Consider the following 20,602-nt stretch of genomic DNA (forward strand, 5'->3'; position numbering starts at 1 on the left):
TTGAAATACTTGTAAAATAAATTATAAACGGATTTTGCGTCGTAGCGCGGAAAGATATAAAGATGAAAAAAATAGTATATATATTAATAGTTGCCATTTTGTTTTCTTGCAATAGCGAAGATGCAAATGATTGCTTTCAAAAGTCAGGAAAAATAGTACAAGAGGAAGTGATGCTTTCTTCCTTTGAAAAAATTCTAGTACATAGAGATATAGAGTTGATATTAAAACAAGGAGTCACTTTTCAAGTCGTTATTGAGACTGGTGAAAATTTATTAAATGATGTAGAAGCAAAAGTGGTAGCTAATGAATTACAGCTTACCGATAAGAATACCTGTAACTACGTTCGGGATTATGGTATCACTAAAGTGTATGTCACCGCTCCAAATATTACAGCTATTAGAAGCTCTACACAATATGATATTTCTAGTGATGGTGTTTTAAACTATACCCATTTAGAATTGTTTTCAGAAGATTTTAATGTGCCAGAAAGTTTTACTGTTGGCGATTTTAAACTACAGGTAAATACACAGAGCTTAAGCGTAGTTGGGAATAATATTTCTTCCTTTTATATTTCTGGGACAACGGAAGCATTATACGTTGGATTTTTCTCAGGAACAGGGCGTTTTCAAGGCGAAGACTTAATCGCTCAAGATGTAGAAATCTACCATAGAGGAACCAATGATATTCTTGTAAATCCGCAAGCATCTATTACAGGAGAAATTAGAAGTACAGGAGATGTGGTTGCGTATCACCAACCAGCACTTGTGACTGTGGAAGAATTTTATGATGGAAAATTGATTTTTAGATAGGTTTACGTTGTGTTGGTACACGTTTTTTTTATAATTTTTACTATATTTTCTATTTGTTAAAGTTTCGTTTTTAGGTTTATCAAGAACATTCTCGAGATAATAATACACATTAAAACCTAAGCAATAATTAATTTTATTAAAGATTTCTAAGACTCCTAATTTGGTTTGCCGATAAACGTCTTGTCCAAGTTTTACGCCTATTTTATTTTTATCCAAACCAGTATAAATAGCGAATGTGCCATCTTCATGTTTTATGGTTATACGATTCCTTTTACTAGTATATACTTTGTTATTGTGCTGTTATTTTTATGTTTGTTAATGATTCTAATCACTTTTCCTTTTCTCATGCTACATATAGTGTCTGCTTTCTTTGAGTACACTACAAAAGATTTCCAGTCTATTGGTTTTTCGTTTTGAAAATAGGTTTCACCTAAATAAGATGCTTCCATAATCGTTATGTCCTTTTCATTAATAAAGAGTAAGCTATATTTTATAGATGTATTTACTTTAGGATTAGAATCGCGTTTGTCATATGGATTTGTTAAACGTGTGAACTCTAGTCTTAAAGAATTAGTGCCTAGAACGTTTTTAGAATAAAAGAAATCGATACTATTATCGGATTGTCTTTCGAAGATAATTTCTATGTTAACCTTGTTTTGAGCCGAAATGATTGGAGTGATAAGTAATAAACATAGGAATAGTAATTTTTTTTGTATTATAAGAATTTTGTTTAACGTTCTTGTATACACTTAGTTGTGTTGGGTGGAATTCATCTAGTAAAAGAAAACGAACCAGAGAAAATTCGGATTGAACTTTCCAAGTAAGTGAGAACCTAACAATTAATTATAAACGCCGTTGTGCAACGCATTATTCCCATTGCATGTGTAAAATTATTCTTTCTCTATTGAATGGTTTGTTACATTTTCCCTCTTTAATCGTTATGATAATATACCAACCCATTAAACTTTAAAAATGAATCAACTTATTGTAGAAACCAAAAATCTCAATTTTTCATATTCTAAAACCAAGAATGATATTGAAAATTTAGAGCTTAAAGTTCCTAAAGGAAGTATTTATGGTTTTTTAGGTCCAAATGGCTCCGGGAAAAGTACCACCATTCGTCTAATTCTTGGTCTTTTAAAGAAAAACTCTGGAACTGTTTCTCTTTTTGGGGAACTCTTTAATGGACAATCAAGACTTGAAGTTTTGAATAAAGTAGGTGCCTTGATAGAGAATCCGTCTTTATATGAACACTTAAATGCGATTGATAATTTGAAAATATCTGCCAACTACAGGCAAAATATATCGCCAAGTAGAATTTTAGAAGTGTTAGAGATTGTAAACCTAACGTACGCTAAAAATAAAAGAGTTAAAGAGTATTCACTAGGAATGAAACAACGTTTAGGATTAGCAATTTCTTTATTAAGTAATCCTGAACTTATCATTTTAGACGAACCAACGAATGGATTAGATCCAAAAGGGATTATAGAAATGCGTACCCTTATTAAAGACTTAAACAAAAAGTTTGGGACAACAATTTTTATTTCAAGTCACTTATTAAGTGAAATCGAAAAAACCTGTACACATGTTGGTATTATTAGAAATGGTAAGATGTTATATCAAGATACTGTAGCAAGTTTAAAAGAATCTAAAGGAACAAATATCAAATTTGAAATAGAAGTAGATTCTCCTATTGAAGGGTTGTCTGTACTTAAGAATTTGAAAATGGAAAATATTTCGTTGCTTGATGATTTGCTGCAAATTGAAGTGAAAAGTAAAAATGAAATTACAGAAGTGATAGATGTTTTAAGAGCTGAAAGAATTAATATTTATCAAGTATCTATTAAGAATAATTTAGAAGAACTCTTTTTATCATTAACCGAAAATTAATAATATGCCAACAATATTATATTATACCGCAAGCTTAAAAAATGAACTTATTAAGTTAAAACGAACCTTTGCTTTTTGGCTTACAATTATTAGTGCAGTCCTTTTTCCTATATTATTCATTGTAGCTTATGTTTTTGAGCGTGAAACTTTAGTTCCATTAGCAGGAGTGAATCCATGGGAGAAATTTATGGTGACTCAAATTGAAAATTCTACACCCTTTTTTATACCCATGTTTATTGTTTTAATTACGAGCTTGATTATGCAAATAGAGCATAAGTCTTTAGGTATAAAACATTTATTTGCATTGCCTGTGCCTAAATGGAGTATCTATTTCGGGAAATTAAGCATTGTCATTTTAGCTATAATAGTTACTTATATATATTACTATATCGCAATTCTATTATCCGGTATTTTATTAGGTTTTGTTTATCCAGATTTGGGGTTTTTAAATTTTCCGCCCGAACATTGGCGATACCTAAAAATGTTAACGACATCTTTTGTAGCTTCTTTTGGTATTATTGGAATTCAATTTTGGTTAAGTTTTAGATTTAAGAACTTTGTTATTCCTTTAGGGTTTGGAATGTTTTTAGCTATTATAGGTATCATTGTTTCACAAGCGCCACAATTATCCATTTATTTCCCATATTCGTTTAGTGTTTTATCCGTTTCTCTAGGTGATAAAATGCCTTTGATTTTTGGTGTTTCCTCTGTTACTATATTTAGTATCACGTGCTTTTTAATAACAAGTATTTTTGGTTATTTTAACATAAAGAAGTTAAATATTAAATAAGCAAATAGTAAATTATTTTGATGATTATTCACTTTTTTTGCGAGTTTTTTATATGCTGCATAACGTTTATGTATAAGAATAGTTGCGGATTTGTATGCGAGGATTTTCCGAAGGGAAATCAGACGTTACAAACTCGCAACGACCTTTGATTAAGCACTAAGCCGCAATTATTTTTATACGGTGTTGGTAATAGTTTTAATTTCTAATTATAGTTCGTTCAGTAATATTTTCATCAAATTTTTCAATAAATACATCAACTTTGTCATCATTAAAATCACCATTTAAATCTAAAAGACCTTGCTCTATGAACCACTTTATTAGAGATTTATTCCAATATTTTGGTTTCATTTCCATACTTTTTTTGTATTCACAAAGAATATTTTTTGATAGTTTCCATTTGGATTATATGTAGCAGAAATTATTTCATTTTTTGTATTCAGTTCATATATAACAAACTCATTTCCGTAAGATTTCTTTTCAAAACTTAATATCGCTTTTCCGTCAACATAGATAGATTCTTTTTTTAATTTTATTTTTTGCGCATAAATAGAAGTTGTAATAGATAAAAAGAGAATGATGATTAATTTAATTTAATTTTCATTTGAGGTAATTTAATTATTAGTGTTTAATTTTGAATTTATCGGAATAGTGTCTTCTAAATTATTGCCAACGTGTTATATAACAACTTTTATTATGATATCCCGTAAATAAGTCATGCCGTTGCCTTATAGCTGGTTTTTTTAAGAGCGCTATTCAAAAGATTTCTTTGAATGTTTTTTTTTGTTAAAGAATAACGAATGTGTCTAACTCGTCAATTCTCTAAATAAACTTTCTAAACTCGCATTCTTTTGGTTCAGTTGAAGAATCTTCAAGTCGTTGTCATGTGCAAAATCAAATACATGAGATCGCATATCTTCCGTAGTTGCAAAAGTAATTTCATAAATAAAATCGTGTGTATTTTTTACAGATTTCACTTTTGGTAATTTTAGTAAAAAAGTATCTTCCACTCGGTAATCGAATTCCACAATTACTACTTGCTCTTTTTCGGTACGTAATTCTTTCAAGGTTTTATTGGCAACAATTTCTCCTTTGTTAATGATAATCACTCTATCACACATCGCTTCTACTTCTTGCATGATATGTGTAGAAAGGAAAACTGTTTTTTCTTTACCAATACTTTTTATCAAGTTTCTAATCTCTACTAATTGATTTGGATCTAAACCAGTTGTAGGTTCATCTAAAATTAAAACATCGGGATTATGTAAAAGTGCATTTGCTAAACCAACACGTTGTCTGTATCCTTTTGAAAGCTGTCCTATTTTTTTATGTGCTTCTGGTGTTAAACCTGTAAGTGCAATAACCTCATTGATTCTACTTTTAGTAACCCCATAAACCTGGGCGTTAAAAGCAAGATATTCTCTTACGTACTGTTCTAAATATAATGGATTGTGTTCTGGTAAGTAGCCAACACTTTGCTGTACTTGCTTGGTTTCTGTGTTTACATTATGTCCGTTTACTATAGCTTCCCCTTCTGAAGCATCTAAATAAGTAGTTAGAATTTTCATCATGGTGGATTTCCCGGCGCCATTCGGACCAAGAAAACCAACTATTTCGGGTTTGCTTACTTTAAAAGATACTTGGTTTAACGCTTTTTGCGTGCCATAAACTTTAGAAATGTTTGTAACTTCAATAGACATAGATAAATAGTTTGTTCAAAAATAATAGTAATTATATAATTTAATAGATTAATAACTACTAAATCTTTAAAAATTAAACGTAAAAGGCAAAAAACTATTTCAACAATTTTGTTTATTCAGATATTTAATTACTTTAGCCATGTAATAATGAACATGATAACAAACTTTACATTTTATAGCTGGATATATTTCTTTTTTAAATAAAGAAACGGGACGTTGTATATGTATTTTAAAATATAAATTAAACAAAAAGTCTCGATATATCGAGGCTTTTTTTTTATGCATATTTTTTAGTGAAAAGTTATCTCAATTAATAGGTATGATTAAATCAGTAGCAATTCAAGGAGTAAAAGGATCTTTTCACCATATTGTAGCACAACAATATTTTGGAAACCAGGTTGCTATACAAGAATGTTTGTCTTTTGACGAAACGGTGCAAAACCTATTAGATAAAAAAGTAGATGCTGTAATTATGGCTTTAGAGAATTCTATTGCAGGGTCTATAATCCCAAATTACGCATTAATTGATAATCATAATTTACATATTGTTGGTGAGCAGTATTTAGATATACAGCATAATTTGATGGCATTGCCAAACCAAAGTATTGCAGATATTACCGAAGTATATTCGCATCCTATGGCATTGTTACAATGTAAGGAGTTTTTTAAAAAATATCCACACATTAAACTCATTGAAGATAAAGATACCGCTGAGGTTGCACAACGAATTCAGAAAAACAATTTAAAAAATGTAGGAGCAATCGCAAGTGCTTTGGCAGCAGATATTTTTGAATTAGAAATTTTAGTAGAAAGCATTCAAACGATCCAGCTTAATGAAACTCGTTTTGTAATTGTAAAACGTGAGAATCACGAAATTTCGGAAAACGAAATAAATAAAGCATCTATTAAGTTCGAACTAGAACACAAACGAGGAAGCTTGGCCGCAATCCTTAATGTGATGAGTGATTGTAAAATGAGTCTTACTAAAATACAATCCTTACCAAAAATAGAAACCCCTTGGACGTATGCTTTTTTTGTAGATATCACTTTTGATATGTATGCAGATTATAAAAAGGCTAAATCTATATTAGAGATAATGGCACAAGATTTTAAAATATTAGGCGAATTTAAAAACGCAAAACAATGATACAAGTAGCAGACAGATTACATACCGTAGAAGAGTACTACTTTTCAAGAAAATTGCGTGAAGTAAACTTGCTTAAAGCAAACGGAAAACCAATTATCAATTTAGGTATTGGTAGTCCCGATTTACAACCACCAGCAAAAGTAATTACGGCTATTGCAAATAGTTTTCAAGATGCCACAGCGCATAAATACCAAAGTTATCAGGGTTTACCAGAACTGCGAGAAGCAATTACAGGTTTTTATAAAGAGCATTTTTCAGTTCATGTAAGTCCGATGACAGAAGTATTACCATTAATGGGAAGCAAAGAAGGTATCATGCATATTTCTATGGCTTTTTTAAATGAAGGTGACGAAGTACTGATTCCTAATCCAGGGTATCCAACCTATGCTTCGGTTACTAAATTACTTGGTGCAAAACCCGTTTTTTATGATTTGGAAGAAAGCAAAGGATGGCTTCCTAATTTACAAGAATTAGAGAAATTAGATTTAAGTAAAGTAAAAATTATGTGGCTTAACTATCCACACATGCCAACAGGAACAAAAGCAACAGCACAGTTATTTGAAGATGTAGTTGCCTTTGCTGTAAAGCATGATATTTTAATAGTAAATGACAATCCGTATAGTTTTATTTTAAACGATACGCCAAGAAGTATTTTAAGCGTTAGAAAAGCGAAAGAAGTTTGTTTAGAGCTAAACTCGCTAAGTAAAACCTTTAATATGGCTGGTTGGCGAGTAGGTATGGTTTTAGGAAGCGCAAAACATATAGAAGCGATTATAAAAGTGAAAAGTAATATGGATTCTGGAATGTTTTATGGCATTCAAAAAGGAGCAATAGAAGCTTTGAAATGTTCTGATATGTGGTATCAGAGTTTAAATAGTGTGTATGAGCAAAGACGTAAATTAGTTTGGAAATTGGCTGATGCATTAAATTGCACCTATAATAAGGATGCTTCGGGATTATTTGTTTGGGCAAAATTACCACCACATTTTAAATCGGAAGAATTTATAGATGTACTGCTAAAAGAAAATCACATATTCATTGCTCCAGGAACCATTTTTGGAACGCAAGGCGAAGGGTATGTAAGGTTTTCATTATGTGCTTCGACCGAGGATTTAGAAGAAGCTTTAGCGAGAGTGTAAATAGTATGCAGTAGGCAGTAAAATAATAAGTAAAAGGAATAGTTAAGGGTCAAAATTAAAAGTAGACTTTCTGCAGGTTTTTTAAAGCCTTGTAACTATTAATAAATAATAAAGCTTCCCTTTAGGAAGAGGTCTTGAAAAGACACAGATAGGAATGAAAAATATATACATAGTTGGCGTAGGATTAATAGGAGGAAGCATCGCTAAAGATGTGAAGGACCTAAATCCTAGTATTAGCATATTTGGTATAGATTCTAATGCCGAGCATTTAAAAGAAGCATTAGAATTAAATGTAATAGATTTTGAAGCAACGTTACCAGATGTGGTGCATGCCGACTTTGTAATACTTGCCGTTCCTGTAGATGTTTCGGTGAAAATATTACCAGGAATACTAGATATGGTAAGTGATGACGCTTTGGTTATGGATGCAGGTTCTACAAAAAGAGATATTTGTAAAGCGGTAGAAAACCATCCGAAACGAAGAAATTTTCTAGCAACACATCCTATTGCAGGAACAGAGTTTTCCGGGCCAAAAGCAGCGATGGTAGGTTTGTTTCAAAAGAAAACAAATATCATTTGCGAAGTAGAAAAAACAGCATTCAAATTACAGGAAAAAGCATTAGCTATTTTTCAAATTATGGGAATGCGTATTCGTTATATGAATCCAGAAGCACACGATAAACATATTGCTTATGTATCACATTTATCACATATTAGTGCGTTTATGCTAGGGAAAACAGTAATTGATAAAGAACGAAACGAACGCGATATTTTTGATATGGCAGGAAGTGGGTTTGCTTCCACAGTACGATTGGCAAAAAGTTCCCCAGCAATGTGGACACCAATTTTTAAGCAGAATAAAGAAAATGTAATTGAAACTTTAGAAGAATATATCAGCAATCTTACCCATTTTAAAGACAGTATGAAAGCAGATGATTTTGAAACCATTTTTAATGAAATGGAAAACACCAATTACATTAAAGATATATTAAACGGAATACAGTAAGTGTAAATAAAAAATCCCTTCCTCTTTTATTGGAAAGGTAGCTTTGAATGCAAATTGGAAGTTAGAAGCATAAAGAAAATAAGTTGAATTAATAAGATTCCACTTTGGTGGAAAATGAGTATGGAAAACAAGAAAGAATTAAGAACATGGTTAGATGACATGAAATTAGATCATCCACTAGTAATAGCAGGACCATGTAGTGCAGAAACAGAAGAGCAAGTTTTAAAAATTGCGCATGAGTTGAAAGATACCGATGTAAACTATTTTAGAGCTGGAATTTGGAAACCAAGAACAAGACCAGGGAATTTTGAAGGTGTTGGTGCTTTAGGTTTAAAATGGTTGCAAAAAGTAAAAGCAGAAACAGGAATGAAAACTTGTACTGAGGTTGCAAATGCAAACCACGTAAAATTAGCTTTAGAACATGATATCGATTTATTATGGATTGGTGCACGTTCTACTGTAAGTCCATTTATCATGCAAGAAATTGCAGATGCTTTACAAGGAACAGACAAAATTGTATTGGTGAAAAATCCAGTAAATCCAGATTTAGCTTTATGGTTAGGTGGCATTGAAAGACTGTATGCTGCAGGAATTAAAAACTTAGGAGCAATTCATAGAGGTTTTTCAACCTACGAAAAATCGAAATATAGAAATATTCCAGAATGGCAAATAGCTATTGAGTTTCAAAATAAATTTCCAGACCTTCCTTTAATTAACGATCCTTCGCATATTACAGGAAATAGAAATATGATTTTAGATGTTTCGCAAACCGCATTAGACCTTAATTTTGATGGTTTAATGATAGAAACACATTATGATCCAGATAACGCATGGAGTGATGCTGCACAGCAAGTAACACCAGATGCTTTAGTGCAAATAATGACCGATTTGCGTATTAGAAAAGAATCGGATCCAGAAGCAGAATACAATACGGAATTGAATAACCTTAGAGCACAGATTGATGTGGTAGATAATCAAATTATTGATTTATTAGGTAAAAGAATGAAAGTAGCAGATGGTATTGGATCGCTTAAAAAACAAAAGAACGTTGCTGTTTTACAAAGTAAACGTTGGAACGAAATACTAGGTAAAATGGTTCTTGAAGGCCATGAAAAAGGATTAAGTGAAGAGTTTATTTTACGTATGTTTAAAGCCATTCACCAAGAATCTATTAATCATCAAGAAAAGATTTTAAAGAGTTAATTTAAATTAGGAAGATAATGTCATTTTGAGGGTAATAGAGAAATATCAAATGTTGGTTATGCATTAAAAATATTTTTAAAACACCCTCAAAATGACTGTTTTCCTTAATTTCTTTTTTGCATTAAATTAAAATCCTTTTTAATTATTAATTTAATAATGGCATCTTTGCAGTAATGACAGGACTAGTTTATAAATCTACAGGAAGTTGGTACACCGTAAAAACGGAATTAGGTATAACATACCCATGTAGAATAAAAGGAAAATTTAGATTGCAAGGGATTAAAAGTACCAATCCTATTGCTGTTGGTGATATTGTGGATTTCGATTTAGATACCGATAACAATGAAAATCCGATAGGTGTAATTAAATATATTCACGATAGAAAAAATTACATTGTTAGAAAATCGGTTAACCTTTCTAAACAAACACATGTCATTGCATCTAATATCGACCAGGTATTTTTATTGATTACTATTGATAATCCACCAACATCGACTTCCTTTATCGATCGTTTTCTAGTTACGGCAGAAGCATATTCTATAAAAACCGTTTTACTTTTTAATAAAGTAGATACTTATGATAAAGAGACTTTAGACGAAGTTCGTTTTTTAGCGCATACTTATAGAAAAATAGGGTATGAATGTATTGGTGTTTCTGCAACTACAGGGAAAAATGTAGATAAAGTAAAAGCCATGATGCATGATAAAGTAAGCATGTTTGCTGGCCATTCTGGAGTTGGTAAATCTACATTAGTAAACGCGATAGAACCAAATTTAGACTTAAAAACCAAAGCTATTTCTACACAACATAGTCAAGGACAACATACAACCACTTTTGCCGAAATGTTTGATCTTAGTTTTAATGCTAAAATTATAGATACTCCAGGAATAAAAGGATTTGGTATTGTAGATATGGAAAAGGAAGAAATAAGTGATTATTTTCCAGAGTTTTTCGAATTAAAACAACATTGTAAATTCAATAACTGTTTGCATATTGAAGAACCAAAATGCGCTATAAAAGAAGCTGTAGAAAAAGAAGAAATAGCATACTCACGCTATAGAAGCTATGTTAGTATTATTGAAGGGGAAGACGAGCACTACAGAACCGATAATTATAATTAATATATTCCTGTACTTCGCGTTTTAACGTCAGTTCGAGTGAAATGCTTTGCAAAAGTATTTTGTATCGAGAACAATAAAAAAAAATGAATCTCTCTATTAGATGAAAGCAGTTATACAAAGGGTTTCTCACGCAAGTGTTACTATTGAAGGTAAAGAAGTAGCATCTATAAAACAAGGTGTATTAATTCTTTTAGGTATTGTAGCAGAAGATACGCAAGAAGACATTAATTGGTTGTCTAATAAAATAGTTAGCCTTCGTATTTTTAATGATGCAGAAGGTGTCATGAATAATTCATTAGTGCAAAATAATGGCGATGCTATTGTAGTCAGCCAATTTACATTGCACGCAAATACCAAAAAAGGAAATAGACCAAGTTATATTAAAGCAGCAAGACCAGATGTTGCCATTCCTTTATATGAAAACTTCATTTTACAAATAGAAAAAGACTTAGGTAAATCGGTGCAAACCGGAGAGTTTGGCGCAGATATGCAAGTTTCTCTTTTAAATGATGGTCCTGTGACTATCCTTATAGATACTAAAAATAGAGAATAAAATCTCTGTTTTGTTTTGTGAGGTCTTAAAAAATAGTATTTTTAAAAGCGCAAACCCAACTAGATGATTTCAAGGCAATTCCTACTTATATTTTTCTTATTTCTTTCGGTTTTTTCAATACATGCACAAGATGAAATGCTGTTAGATTCCTCTACCATTCCTCTTGCTTTAAAAATGAATGCAAATGCTGTGGTTCGATCCGAGCATATGCATATAGAAATAGAAGATTTTGATAAAATGGTATATACCAATAAACGTATAGTAACCATTCTTAATAAAGAAGGCGATAACAATCTTGGCGCCTATCAGCATTACGATAAAAACACGAATATTAAAAAGCTAGAAGCAAGAATTTATAATACCCAAGGCAAAGAAATCAAGAAGTTTAGAGAAAAAGATTTTGAAGATGTGAGTGCCGTTAGTGGTGGGACATTATATTCCGATAGTCGTGTTAAATATTTAGATTACACACCCATAAATTATCCGTATACCATGGTTTTTGATGTAGAAGTAGTATACCAATCTACTGCTTTTTTACATAGTTGGAGACCCGTGGAAGGGTTTTATGTCAGTATCGAAAGTGCTGAATATAAGATTACAAATGTATCTGAAGGAAAGGTTAGAATACAAACTTTAAATTTTGAAGATTACAACATCAAAAAGCAAAGTGATTATCATTTTATTGCTGAGAATTTAAAAGCTATTAAAAGCGAATCTTACAGTCCTTCGTTTAAAACCTATGCACCATATTTAAAAGCTACTTTGACGGATTTTAATATGGAAGGTGTTCGCGGTGTAAATAACAATTGGCAAGATTTTGGAAAATGGATGTACGACGAATTAATTTCAGGAACGGAAGCATTACCACAAGCTGTAATAGACGAAATAAAAGCAAAGACAGCATTAGCGACAACCAATAGAGAGAAAGCAAAAATTGTATACCAATATATGCAGAATAAAACGCGATATATTAGTGTTCAAGTTGGTATTGGTGGCTGGAAACCCATGTTCGCAGAAGAAGTAGATCGATTGGGTTATGGCGATTGCAAGGCATTAACAAATTACACCAAATCACTATTGGCAGAAGTAGGCGTCGAATCTTACTATACCGTAGTTTATGGGGATAATGATATTATAGATATCGATAAAGATTTTTCATCCTTACAAGGAAATCATGTGATATTAAGCATTCCAGATGAAGAAGATTATTTATGGTTAGAATGTACTAGTCAAACAAGTCCTTTTGCGTATACCGCGAATTTCACAGACGATAGAGATGTTTTAGTAGTAACACCAGAAGGCGGAAAAATTGTGCATACCAAAGTGTATTCGGCAGAAGAAAACACGACAGAAACAAAAGCAAAAGTACAACTAGATGTGACAGGAAATATTACTGCACAAGTCAAAATTACCAGTAAAGGTACAAGATATGCGAAGCATTATTATATAGAGAACGAATTAGAGAAAGATCAAAAACTGCATTATAAAGCGTATTATAATACGATTAATAATTTAGAAATTAACGCAATCACTTTTAATAACAATAAAGAGGATATTGTTTTTACGGAAAACGTAGCGGTTAAAGCAACAAAATATGCTTCCAAAGTAGGAGAGCGAATCTTACTAAGACCAAATATTTTCAATGAAGAAGAATACGTTCCTCCGCGTTATAAAAAAAGAAATTTACCTTTTCAAATTAAAAGAGGGAGAGTAAATAATAATGCTTTCGAAATTACAATACCAAAAACACTTCAGGTGGAAGCATTGCAAGATGCAGTTACTATAACCAATAAATTTGGGGAGTATCATTTCTCCATTACGCAAAAAGATGCGAATACGCTTTTGTTTCAACGAAAATTCAAATTAAAAAAAGGAAACTATAGCAAAGAAGAATATAAAGAGTTTAGAAAATTTTTATTAAAAGTAACAAAGCACGATAAATCTAAAATAGTATTAAAAACGAATAACTAAATTAAGAAAACAGTACTAATCATCACACTGCTAATAACGCAATTCACATTTTCTCAAGATTTTAAATTTGGCAAAGTGAGTAAAGAGGAATTAGAAGAAACACAACATCCATTGGAGCCAGAAGCTAGTGCAGCTGTTTTGTATAGAAATCAAGATGTTTCTTTTATGTACGAGCAAGGAAAAGGTTTTGTGCAGTATAATGAAATTCATGAACGTATCAAGATTTACAATAAAGATGATTATGCTACAAAAACAATAAGTCTTTATGATGAAGGTAATGATACTAAATATAAATTAATCAATTTTAAAGCCTACACCTATAATTTAAATAATGGGAAAGTAGAAGATACGAAACCGAATAATAATGGCATTTTTGAAGAAAAAACAAATCGCTATTGGAAGCAAACAAAATTTACAATATCAAATATTAAGGATGGAAGCTTTGTGTATTTAATAAAACATAGCAATAATTTATTGCAAATCACAACAAATCTAGATATTAACAAATCCATTCTATTACCCAAAGATTATCTAGAATTTAAGCGGTTTTTCGACTTAGTATTTAAAAAACAAACAGAGCAAATAGTACTTAAAAAAATATAATAGCTAAATTGGTATAATATGGCATCCATTTTCGGACATGGTTTAGTAGCATACACAACAGCAAAAGTAATCGATTCTCAAAACAGTAAATTACTTTTAGGATTAGCAATAGTTTCTACTATGCTTCCAGATTTAGATGTCTTGGCTTTTCATTTTGGTATCCCTTATTTGGATCCTTTTGGGCATCGCGGTTTTACGCATTCTATTGTTTTTGCTGTACTTTGGAGTTTGTTGTTGGCTTTTCTCTTCGGAAAGACGAGAAAGCAAATCTTCTTTATCGTTTTGTTTTTATCGACAATTTCTCACGGACTTTTAGACGCACTAACCACAGGAGGAAAAGGAGTTGGTTTTTTTATACCTTTCGATAATTCTAGATTTTTCTTTCCTTGGCAAGTCATAAAAGTTTCACCAATTGGTATAGAAAAGTTTTTTTCAGAATGGGGAATACGAGTAATTATTAGCGAATTACAGTATATCGCTATTCCATGCTGTATTATTTTAATAACTTTACATTTCCTAAAAAAGAAAAAAGCATGAGCATAAAAAACGCACAACTAGAAGTAGATAATTGGATAAAAAACCATGGTGTTCGTTATTTTAATGAGCTTACTAATATGGCGCAATTAACCGAAGAAGTTGGTGAGGTTGCACGTATTATTGCAAGACGCTATGGCGAACAAAGCGAAAAAGAAAGCGATAAAAATAAAGACCTTGGCGAAGAATTAGCAGATGTGATGTTTGTAGTTTTATGTCTAGCAAACCAAACCGGAATCGATTTACAAGAAGCATTCGATAAAAAGCTAGATATTAAAACCAAACGCGATCACGATCGTCACCACAACAACGAAAAACTAAAATAAATTGTCACACTGAGCGCAGTCGAAGTGCAATAAAATAGTTTATTCTATTTATACCTATGAACGTACACCTTCAAAAGTCATCCATTGCAAAGCAATCTACAATACAAGTAACAGGTTCTAAAAGTGAATCTAACAGATTGTTATTATTACAAGCCTTGTATCCTAATTTAGAAATCAATAATGTTTCTAATTCCGACGATTCTAAAGTCATGCAAAAAGCTTTGCTCGCTTCAGAAAATGTTATAGATATCCATCACGCAGGAACAGCAATGCGCTTTTTAACCGCGTATTTTTCTATTCAAAATAATAGAGAAGTAATTCTTACTGGATCTAAAAGAATGCAAGAAAGACCTATTGCTATTTTGGTAGATGCATTAAGTCAATTAGGTGTTTCAATTAGTTATGAAAAAAACGATGGCTATCCACCAATAAAAATAAAGGGGAAACAAATAGCAAAAAATAAAGTAACCTTAAAAGCAAATGTAAGCAGCCAATATATTTCGGCTTTATTATTAATAGCGCCAAAACTAGAAAACGGTTTAGAACTTACTTTAGATGGAGAGATAACATCTGTTCCATATATAAATATGACATTATCGTTACTTAACGATATTGGAGTAGAAACAAGTTTTGAAAATAATATTATAAAAGTAAACCCGCAATCCGAAATTAAGAAGCAACAATTGACCATCGAATCCGATTGGTCTTCGGCTTCCTACTATTATAGTATTGTTGCAATGAGTGCCGTTGGCACCGAAATTACATTAGCTTCTTATAAAGAGAACTCCTTACAAGGCGATGCAGCTTTGGCTAAAATTTATAAGCAGTTTGGCGTAGAAACAACTTTTGAAAACCATAGCATTAGACTTCAAAAAGTAACAACTGTTCCTCCGGAAACGGTAATTGTTTTAGACCTTAAAAATGCGCCAGATATTGCGCAAACTATTGCTGTCACTTGTTTTGGTTTAGGAATTGCATGTGATTTAAAAGGATTGCATACTTTAAAAATTAAAGAAACAGATCGACTTGTAGCTTTAAAAACCGAAATAGAAAAATTAGGTGGTAAAGTAACTATTACAAATAAAACCTTACAGCTTGAAGTTTCCACTATAATGAACAAAGATGTAAAAATAGCAACATATCAAGATCACAGAATGGCAATGGCATTTGCGCCGTTAGCATTAAAAACGTCGATAATAATAGAAGAAGCATTCGTGGTTTCTAAATCGTATCCTACTTTTTGGGAAGACTTAAAAGGCATTGGTTTTAAATTATTTTAAATAATAATTAGCTATTTACTTGACAACGCCTACTTTGAGATTGTATATTTGTAGCCTTGTAAAATACATTACAATACCTAATACTACTACATGCAGAATTTTAAAATGAAGTTGTCTCACTATCAATTTGAGCTTCCAGAAGAATTATTAGCAGAACATCCAGCAGAAAATAGAGATGAGTCTCGTTTAATGGTTTTAAATAGGGAAAAGCAAACCATTGAGCATAAAATGTTCAAGGATATCATTGATTATTTTGAAGAGGATGACGTATTAATACTTAACAATACCAAAGTATTTCCTGCACGTTTATATGGTAATAAAGAAAAAACTGGAGCGCGTATTGAAGTGTTTTTATTAAGAGAACTTAATGAAGAACAACGTCTTTGGGATGTATTAGTAGATCCAGCACGTAAAATACGTATTGGTAATAAATTATACTTTGGGGATGATGAGACTTTAGTCGCAGAAGTAATTGATAATACTACATCTAGAGGTAGAACATTACGTTTTCTTTATGATGGTTCTTACCAAGAATTTAGAAGAAAACTTACCGAATTAGGGGAAACACCTTTACCAAAATATATAAAAAGAGACGTAACACCAGAAGATGAAGAGCGTTACCAAACTATTTTTGCAAAAAACGAAGGGGCAGTAGCAGCACCAACAGCAGGTATGCACTTTTCTAGACACCTTTTAAAGCGTTTAGAAATTAAAGGAGTAGAATTTGCAGAAGTTACACTTCACGTAGGTTTAGGGACTTTCAATGCGGTTGAGGTAGAAGATTTATCGAAACATAAAATGGATAGCGAAGAAATAATCATTGACGCAAAAGCGGCAAATATTATAAACAATGCTAAAAAGAATAAAAGACGTATTTGCGCAGTAGGTACAACAGCAATGCGTGCAGTAGAAAGCTCGGTTTCATCCAGCGGTACATTAAATGAGTATGATGGTTGGACCAACAAATTCATCTTTCCACCCTATGAATTTAGTATTGCAAATTGTATGATTACAAACTTTCATACGCCAAAATCAACGCTGTTAATGATGGCTTCCGCCTTTGCAGGTCATGAGTTTATCTTAAAAGCATACCAAGAAGCAATCAAAGAAAAATACAATTTTTACAGTTATGGTGACGCGATGCTAATCATTTAGTCCGCAACCAGATTGAGAATCTTATATTATCACCGAGATTTAAATTATAATATAAATAAGGCCTCTTTTTTAGAGGCTTTTTTTTATGGCATTACCCAACTACGCTTAAGCTACGTTGCGTCGCGCTTTCGCAAGTCGCTTTTTTATGTTGCATATATGCAACAACATAAAAAGAGCTTCCACAATTGCTCAATCCCTAATGCACCTACCAAAGGCAATTGCATAAAACATAAAACAGTAATTCGTCAAACCAAATTCCTTTCACTACTTTTGCAGAACAATGGCAACAACTAAAAAAGACATCCGAGCATTAAACAAAGAACAACTTAGAGACTTCTTTGTAAAAGAAGGCGATAAAGCCTTTCGTGGTAACCAAGTATATGAATGGTTATGGAGCAAGTCTGCACATACTTTTGAAGACATGACGAATCTCTCTATAGAAACCAGACAAATGCTAGAAGATAACTTTGTTATCAATCACATTCATGTAGATACCATGCAAAAAAGTAGCGATGGTACTATAAAAAATGCAGTACGCTTGCATGATGGTTTAATAGTCGAGTCTGTTTTAATACCAACAAAAACAAGAACCACAGCATGTGTTTCTAGTCAAGTAGGTTGTAGTTTAGACTGTAGATTTTGTGCAACATCTAGATTAAAACGTATGCGAAATCTAAATCCAGACGAAATCTACGATCAAGTAGTTGCCATAGATAAAGAAAGTAGATTATACCACAATAAACCATTAAGTAACATTGTTTTTATGGGAATGGGAGAACCACTCATGAACTATAACAATGTGCTAAAAGCAATAGACAAGATTACATCCCCAGAAGGATTAGGCATGTCACCAAAACGAATTGTAGTTTCTACTTCTGGAGTGCCAAAAATGATTCGAAAAATGGCAGATGATGATGTGAAGTTTAAACTAGCCGTTTCTTTGCACTCTGCAATAGATGAAGTACGTACTTCTATCATGCCATTTAATGCAACCTTTCCTTTAAAAGATTTACGGGAAGCTTTGGTATATTGGTACGAAAAAACAAAAAACAGAATTACTTACGAGTATGTCGTTTGGCGAGATATTAACGACAAAAGAGAAGATGTAGAGGCATTGGTGCAATTCTGTAAATTTGCGCCGAGTAAAGTAAATCTAATCGAATACAATCCAATAGACGATGGCGAGTTTCAACAAGCAGATAGTGCTGCAACAGATATGTATGTTTCTATACTAGAACAAAACAATATTACCGTAACGGTAAGACGCTCTAGAGGTAAAGATATTGATGCCGCTTGCGGACAATTAGCAAACAAGCAATAATAAAAAAGCTTCCTAAATTTAGGAAGCTTTTTTATTTATTATAAATATGAAATACTATTGCAATACAATTTTCTTACGTTTCACTTTGCTATTTTCTGCATTACTAACTTCCACAATATAAATACCAGAAGCAATACTATTAAGATTTATAGTTTGCGTTTCTAAACGAGTACTGCTTTCTAAAACGGTTTGTCCAGTTAAAGAAATTACTTTGTAATTCGCTGCACCTTGTATATTAGAAATAGTTACCCGTTTATCATTACAACTTATTTGATAATAATTCGGTTGATCAAATTCATCTACGCTAAGTAGTAGAGAGGTAAGGTCTATTTCGTCAATCGCTAAAAGCCAATGTCCAGTAGTGTTAAAATGTCTAAATGAAATATAAACATCCATTCCAGCATAAGCAGATAGATTAACCGTTTTTACACTTGTGCCAACCATTCCTAAAGTTTCTTCAAAAACAGGAGTGGAAGCTAGAATAGAAGCTTGATCATTTGTTGTAGTAACATATACCGCATAATGTTCACTAAAAAAAGCTGGATCCGAACCAGAACCACTTAAAAAATCTAGAGAAGCATCTGTTGCATCAGTAGGAATAGAAATTAGTGGGGATACAGCAATGTTGTCCGGCGTAAAATCTACATCATTCCATGAAAAGGAGGCTAAAAAGTTATCTGTGTAATAGCCAAAAGGTGTTGTCCAATTGGTTTCGTCTGTTAAAAACCAATCGTCACCAGCTACATTATTTACATCATAAAATGTCCAGCTAGAAATGTCTCCAGATGAAAAATCTTCACTATAAATGGAGGTCTGGCTATAGCTAAAAAAAGATGCCAGTAAAAAAACGAATAAAGTAATTTTCTTCATAGTATTTGTTTTTGTGGTTGTTATTATAAATAAAGTTACAAAAATTTAAGCATTTATAACTCTTTTACTCTTAGTTATTTCATTTCTAAATGTTCTAATTATAGGAGATTAATAGTATTTCACACACATTTTTAGTACGTTTGTTATTACATATTTCACACCTTTTTTCTATTGAAAATTGTAGAACAAATAAAACAGCCTATTGCGTATGAGATGGAACTTTTTGAACAAAAGTTTCAACTTTCTATGTCTTCTAAAGTAGCATTACTTAATAGAATAACACATTATATTGTAAACCGAAAAGGAAAGCAAATGCGACCAATGTTTGTATTTCTGGTTTCTAAAATGGTTTCTAATGGAGAGGTTAGCGAACGTACCTATAGAGGCGCTTCGGTAATTGAACTTATTCATACAGCAACACTTGTACATGATGATGTAGTAGATGAGAGCAATCGTCGTCGTGGTTTCTTTTCTGTTAATGCACTCTGGAAAAACAAAATAGCGGTTCTAGTTGGTGATTATTTACTTTCAAAAGGATTACTACTTTCTATAGATAATAATGATTTCGATTTACTAAAAATTATTTCTATTGCCGTTCGGGAAATGAGCGAAGGGGAACTTCTTCAAATTGAAAAAGCAAGAAAACTAGATATCACAGAAGCTATCTACTACGAGATTATAAGACAAAAAACGGCTACTTTAATTGCTGCCTGTTGTAGCCTTGGTGCTGCATCTGTAAAACCAGAATCCGAGCATGTAGAAACCATGCGGAAGTTTGGAGAACTTATAGGGATGGCTTTTCAAATAAAAGATGATTTGTTCGATTATGGTAAAGAACAAATAGGAAAACCAACAGGAATAGATATTAAAGAGCAAAAAATGACCTTGCCTTTAATTTATGTATTAAACCATGCGAGCAAAAAAGATAAAAAGTGGGTAATCAATTCTATTAAAAACCATAACAAAGATCAAAAACGAGTAAAAGAAGTTATTGCTTTTGTTAAAGATAATGGCGGATTAGATTATGCAGTTGCTAAAATGAAAGAATTTCAAGCAGAAGCACTGCAAATACTACAAAAATATCCAGAAAGCCAATATAGAAACTCGCTAGAGATTATGGTTAATTACGTAATTGATAGAAAAAAATAATCTTCAGGCAACCTTTTCCTTCCTTTTTGCGTCTTTAT

Annotated in this window: 21 protein-coding genes; 17 read left to right on the plus strand and 4 right to left on the minus strand. The window is 31.9% G+C overall.

From position 1 onward, the window contains the following. The first annotated feature begins 62 nt into the window (after positions 1–62). Positions 63–809, plus strand: a complete 747-nt coding sequence (locus ACVCXO_RS18750; RefSeq protein WP_452231117.1) for a head GIN domain-containing protein — start codon at positions 63–65, stop codon at positions 807–809. Positions 810–1,066: 257 nt separating this feature from the next. Here the strand turns inward: ACVCXO_RS18750 and ACVCXO_RS18755 are convergent, their stop codons facing one another. Continuing rightward, positions 1,067–1,558: a hypothetical protein gene (locus tag ACVCXO_RS18755; protein ID WP_452231118.1), complete on the minus strand. Its 492-nt coding sequence runs from the start codon at positions 1,556–1,558 to the stop codon at positions 1,067–1,069. A 223-nt stretch (positions 1,559–1,781) separates the two neighbouring features. Here ACVCXO_RS18755 and ACVCXO_RS18760 point away from each other — a divergent pair, with 223 nt between their 5' ends. Together ACVCXO_RS18760 and ACVCXO_RS18765 are read left to right on the plus strand one after the other, a co-directional pair. After that, positions 1,782–2,699, plus strand: coding sequence for an ABC transporter ATP-binding protein (locus ACVCXO_RS18760; protein WP_452231119.1), 918 nt, complete (start codon positions 1,782–1,784; stop codon positions 2,697–2,699). 4 nt (positions 2,700–2,703) lie between these two features. Next, positions 2,704–3,489: an ABC transporter permease gene (locus ACVCXO_RS18765; protein ID WP_452231120.1), complete on the plus strand. Its 786-nt coding sequence runs from the start codon at positions 2,704–2,706 to the stop codon at positions 3,487–3,489. A gap of 195 nt (positions 3,490–3,684) precedes the next feature. Here the strand turns inward: ACVCXO_RS18765 and ACVCXO_RS18770 are convergent, their stop codons facing one another. Both ACVCXO_RS18770 and gldA read right to left on the minus strand, forming a co-directional pair. Then, entirely contained in the window at positions 3,685–3,837 is a 153-nt protein-coding gene (locus ACVCXO_RS18770; protein WP_452231121.1) for a hypothetical protein, read from the minus strand. A gap of 455 nt (positions 3,838–4,292) precedes the next feature. Next, entirely contained in the window at positions 4,293–5,186 is an 894-nt protein-coding gene (gene gldA / locus ACVCXO_RS18775; RefSeq protein ID WP_452231122.1) for a gliding motility-associated ABC transporter ATP-binding subunit GldA, read from the minus strand. A gap of 319 nt (positions 5,187–5,505) precedes the next feature. Here gldA and ACVCXO_RS18780 point away from each other — a divergent pair, with 319 nt between their 5' ends. The 13 genes from ACVCXO_RS18780 to rlmN all read left to right on the plus strand — a co-directional run bounded on the left by ACVCXO_RS18780 (position 5,506) and on the right by rlmN (position 18,545). Continuing rightward, positions 5,506–6,333, plus strand: a complete 828-nt coding sequence (locus ACVCXO_RS18780; RefSeq protein ID WP_452231123.1) for a prephenate dehydratase — start codon at positions 5,506–5,508, stop codon at positions 6,331–6,333. Beyond that, positions 6,330–7,472 (plus strand): pyridoxal phosphate-dependent aminotransferase, encoded by a 1,143-nt coding sequence (locus tag ACVCXO_RS18785; RefSeq protein ID WP_452231124.1) that lies wholly within the window; start codon positions 6,330–6,332, stop codon positions 7,470–7,472. Before ACVCXO_RS18780 ends, ACVCXO_RS18785 begins: the two co-directional genes overlap by 4 nt. A 154-nt stretch (positions 7,473–7,626) precedes the next feature. Then, the gene (locus ACVCXO_RS18790) at positions 7,627–8,478 is read left to right on the plus strand and encodes a prephenate dehydrogenase (protein WP_452231125.1); all 852 of its coding nucleotides are present in this window, start codon (positions 7,627–7,629) and stop codon (positions 8,476–8,478) included. A gap of 120 nt (positions 8,479–8,598) precedes the next feature. Beyond that, the gene (locus tag ACVCXO_RS18795) at positions 8,599–9,681 is read left to right on the plus strand and encodes a chorismate mutase (RefSeq protein WP_452231126.1); all 1,083 of its coding nucleotides are present in this window, start codon (positions 8,599–8,601) and stop codon (positions 9,679–9,681) included. A gap of 173 nt (positions 9,682–9,854) precedes the next feature. Further along, positions 9,855–10,802, plus strand: a complete 948-nt coding sequence (gene rsgA, locus ACVCXO_RS18800) for a ribosome small subunit-dependent GTPase A (RefSeq protein ID WP_452231127.1) — start codon at positions 9,855–9,857, stop codon at positions 10,800–10,802. A gap of 100 nt (positions 10,803–10,902) precedes the next feature. Continuing rightward, positions 10,903–11,355: a D-aminoacyl-tRNA deacylase gene (gene dtd / locus ACVCXO_RS18805; RefSeq protein WP_452231128.1), complete on the plus strand. Its 453-nt coding sequence runs from the start codon at positions 10,903–10,905 to the stop codon at positions 11,353–11,355. A 135-nt stretch (positions 11,356–11,490) separates the two neighbouring features. Further along, complete coding sequence (locus ACVCXO_RS18810) at positions 11,491–13,326, plus strand: DUF3857 domain-containing protein (RefSeq protein WP_452231129.1); 1,836 nt, start codon at positions 11,491–11,493, stop codon at positions 13,324–13,326. Positions 13,327–13,401: 75 nt separating this feature from the next. Next, a complete protein-coding gene (locus ACVCXO_RS18815; protein ID WP_452231130.1) occupies positions 13,402–13,929 on the plus strand; it encodes a hypothetical protein in 528 nt (175 codons plus the stop codon). 18 nt (positions 13,930–13,947) lie between these two features. Then, positions 13,948–14,466, plus strand: coding sequence for a metal-dependent hydrolase (locus tag ACVCXO_RS18820; RefSeq protein ID WP_452231131.1), 519 nt, complete (start codon positions 13,948–13,950; stop codon positions 14,464–14,466). Further along, on the plus strand, positions 14,463–14,789 hold the full coding sequence (locus ACVCXO_RS18825) for a nucleotide pyrophosphohydrolase (protein ID WP_055443603.1): 327 nt from the start codon (positions 14,463–14,465) through the stop codon (positions 14,787–14,789). The genes ACVCXO_RS18820 and ACVCXO_RS18825 overlap by 4 nt, the downstream gene beginning before the upstream one ends. A 56-nt stretch (positions 14,790–14,845) precedes the next feature. Continuing rightward, on the plus strand, positions 14,846–16,069 hold the full coding sequence (locus ACVCXO_RS18830; RefSeq protein ID WP_452231132.1) for a 3-phosphoshikimate 1-carboxyvinyltransferase: 1,224 nt from the start codon (positions 14,846–14,848) through the stop codon (positions 16,067–16,069). Between the two features lie 105 nt (positions 16,070–16,174). After that, the gene (queA, locus tag ACVCXO_RS18835) at positions 16,175–17,224 is read left to right on the plus strand and encodes a tRNA preQ1(34) S-adenosylmethionine ribosyltransferase-isomerase QueA (RefSeq protein WP_452231180.1); all 1,050 of its coding nucleotides are present in this window, start codon (positions 16,175–16,177) and stop codon (positions 17,222–17,224) included. 280 nt (positions 17,225–17,504) lie between these two features. Next, the gene (gene rlmN, locus ACVCXO_RS18840; RefSeq protein ID WP_452231133.1) at positions 17,505–18,545 is read left to right on the plus strand and encodes a 23S rRNA (adenine(2503)-C(2))-methyltransferase RlmN; all 1,041 of its coding nucleotides are present in this window, start codon (positions 17,505–17,507) and stop codon (positions 18,543–18,545) included. A 54-nt stretch (positions 18,546–18,599) separates the two neighbouring features. Here the strand turns inward: rlmN and ACVCXO_RS18845 are convergent, their stop codons facing one another. Continuing rightward, positions 18,600–19,415, minus strand: a complete 816-nt coding sequence (locus ACVCXO_RS18845; protein ID WP_452231134.1) for a choice-of-anchor J domain-containing protein — start codon at positions 19,413–19,415, stop codon at positions 18,600–18,602. Positions 19,416–19,586: 171 nt separating this feature from the next. Between ACVCXO_RS18845 and ACVCXO_RS18850 the strand changes: the two genes are divergently transcribed. After that, entirely contained in the window at positions 19,587–20,564 is a 978-nt protein-coding gene (locus ACVCXO_RS18850) for a polyprenyl synthetase family protein (protein ID WP_452231135.1), read from the plus strand. Positions 20,565–20,602 lie beyond the last annotated feature (38 nt).

The organism is Lacinutrix sp. MEBiC02404, from assembly GCF_053601575.1.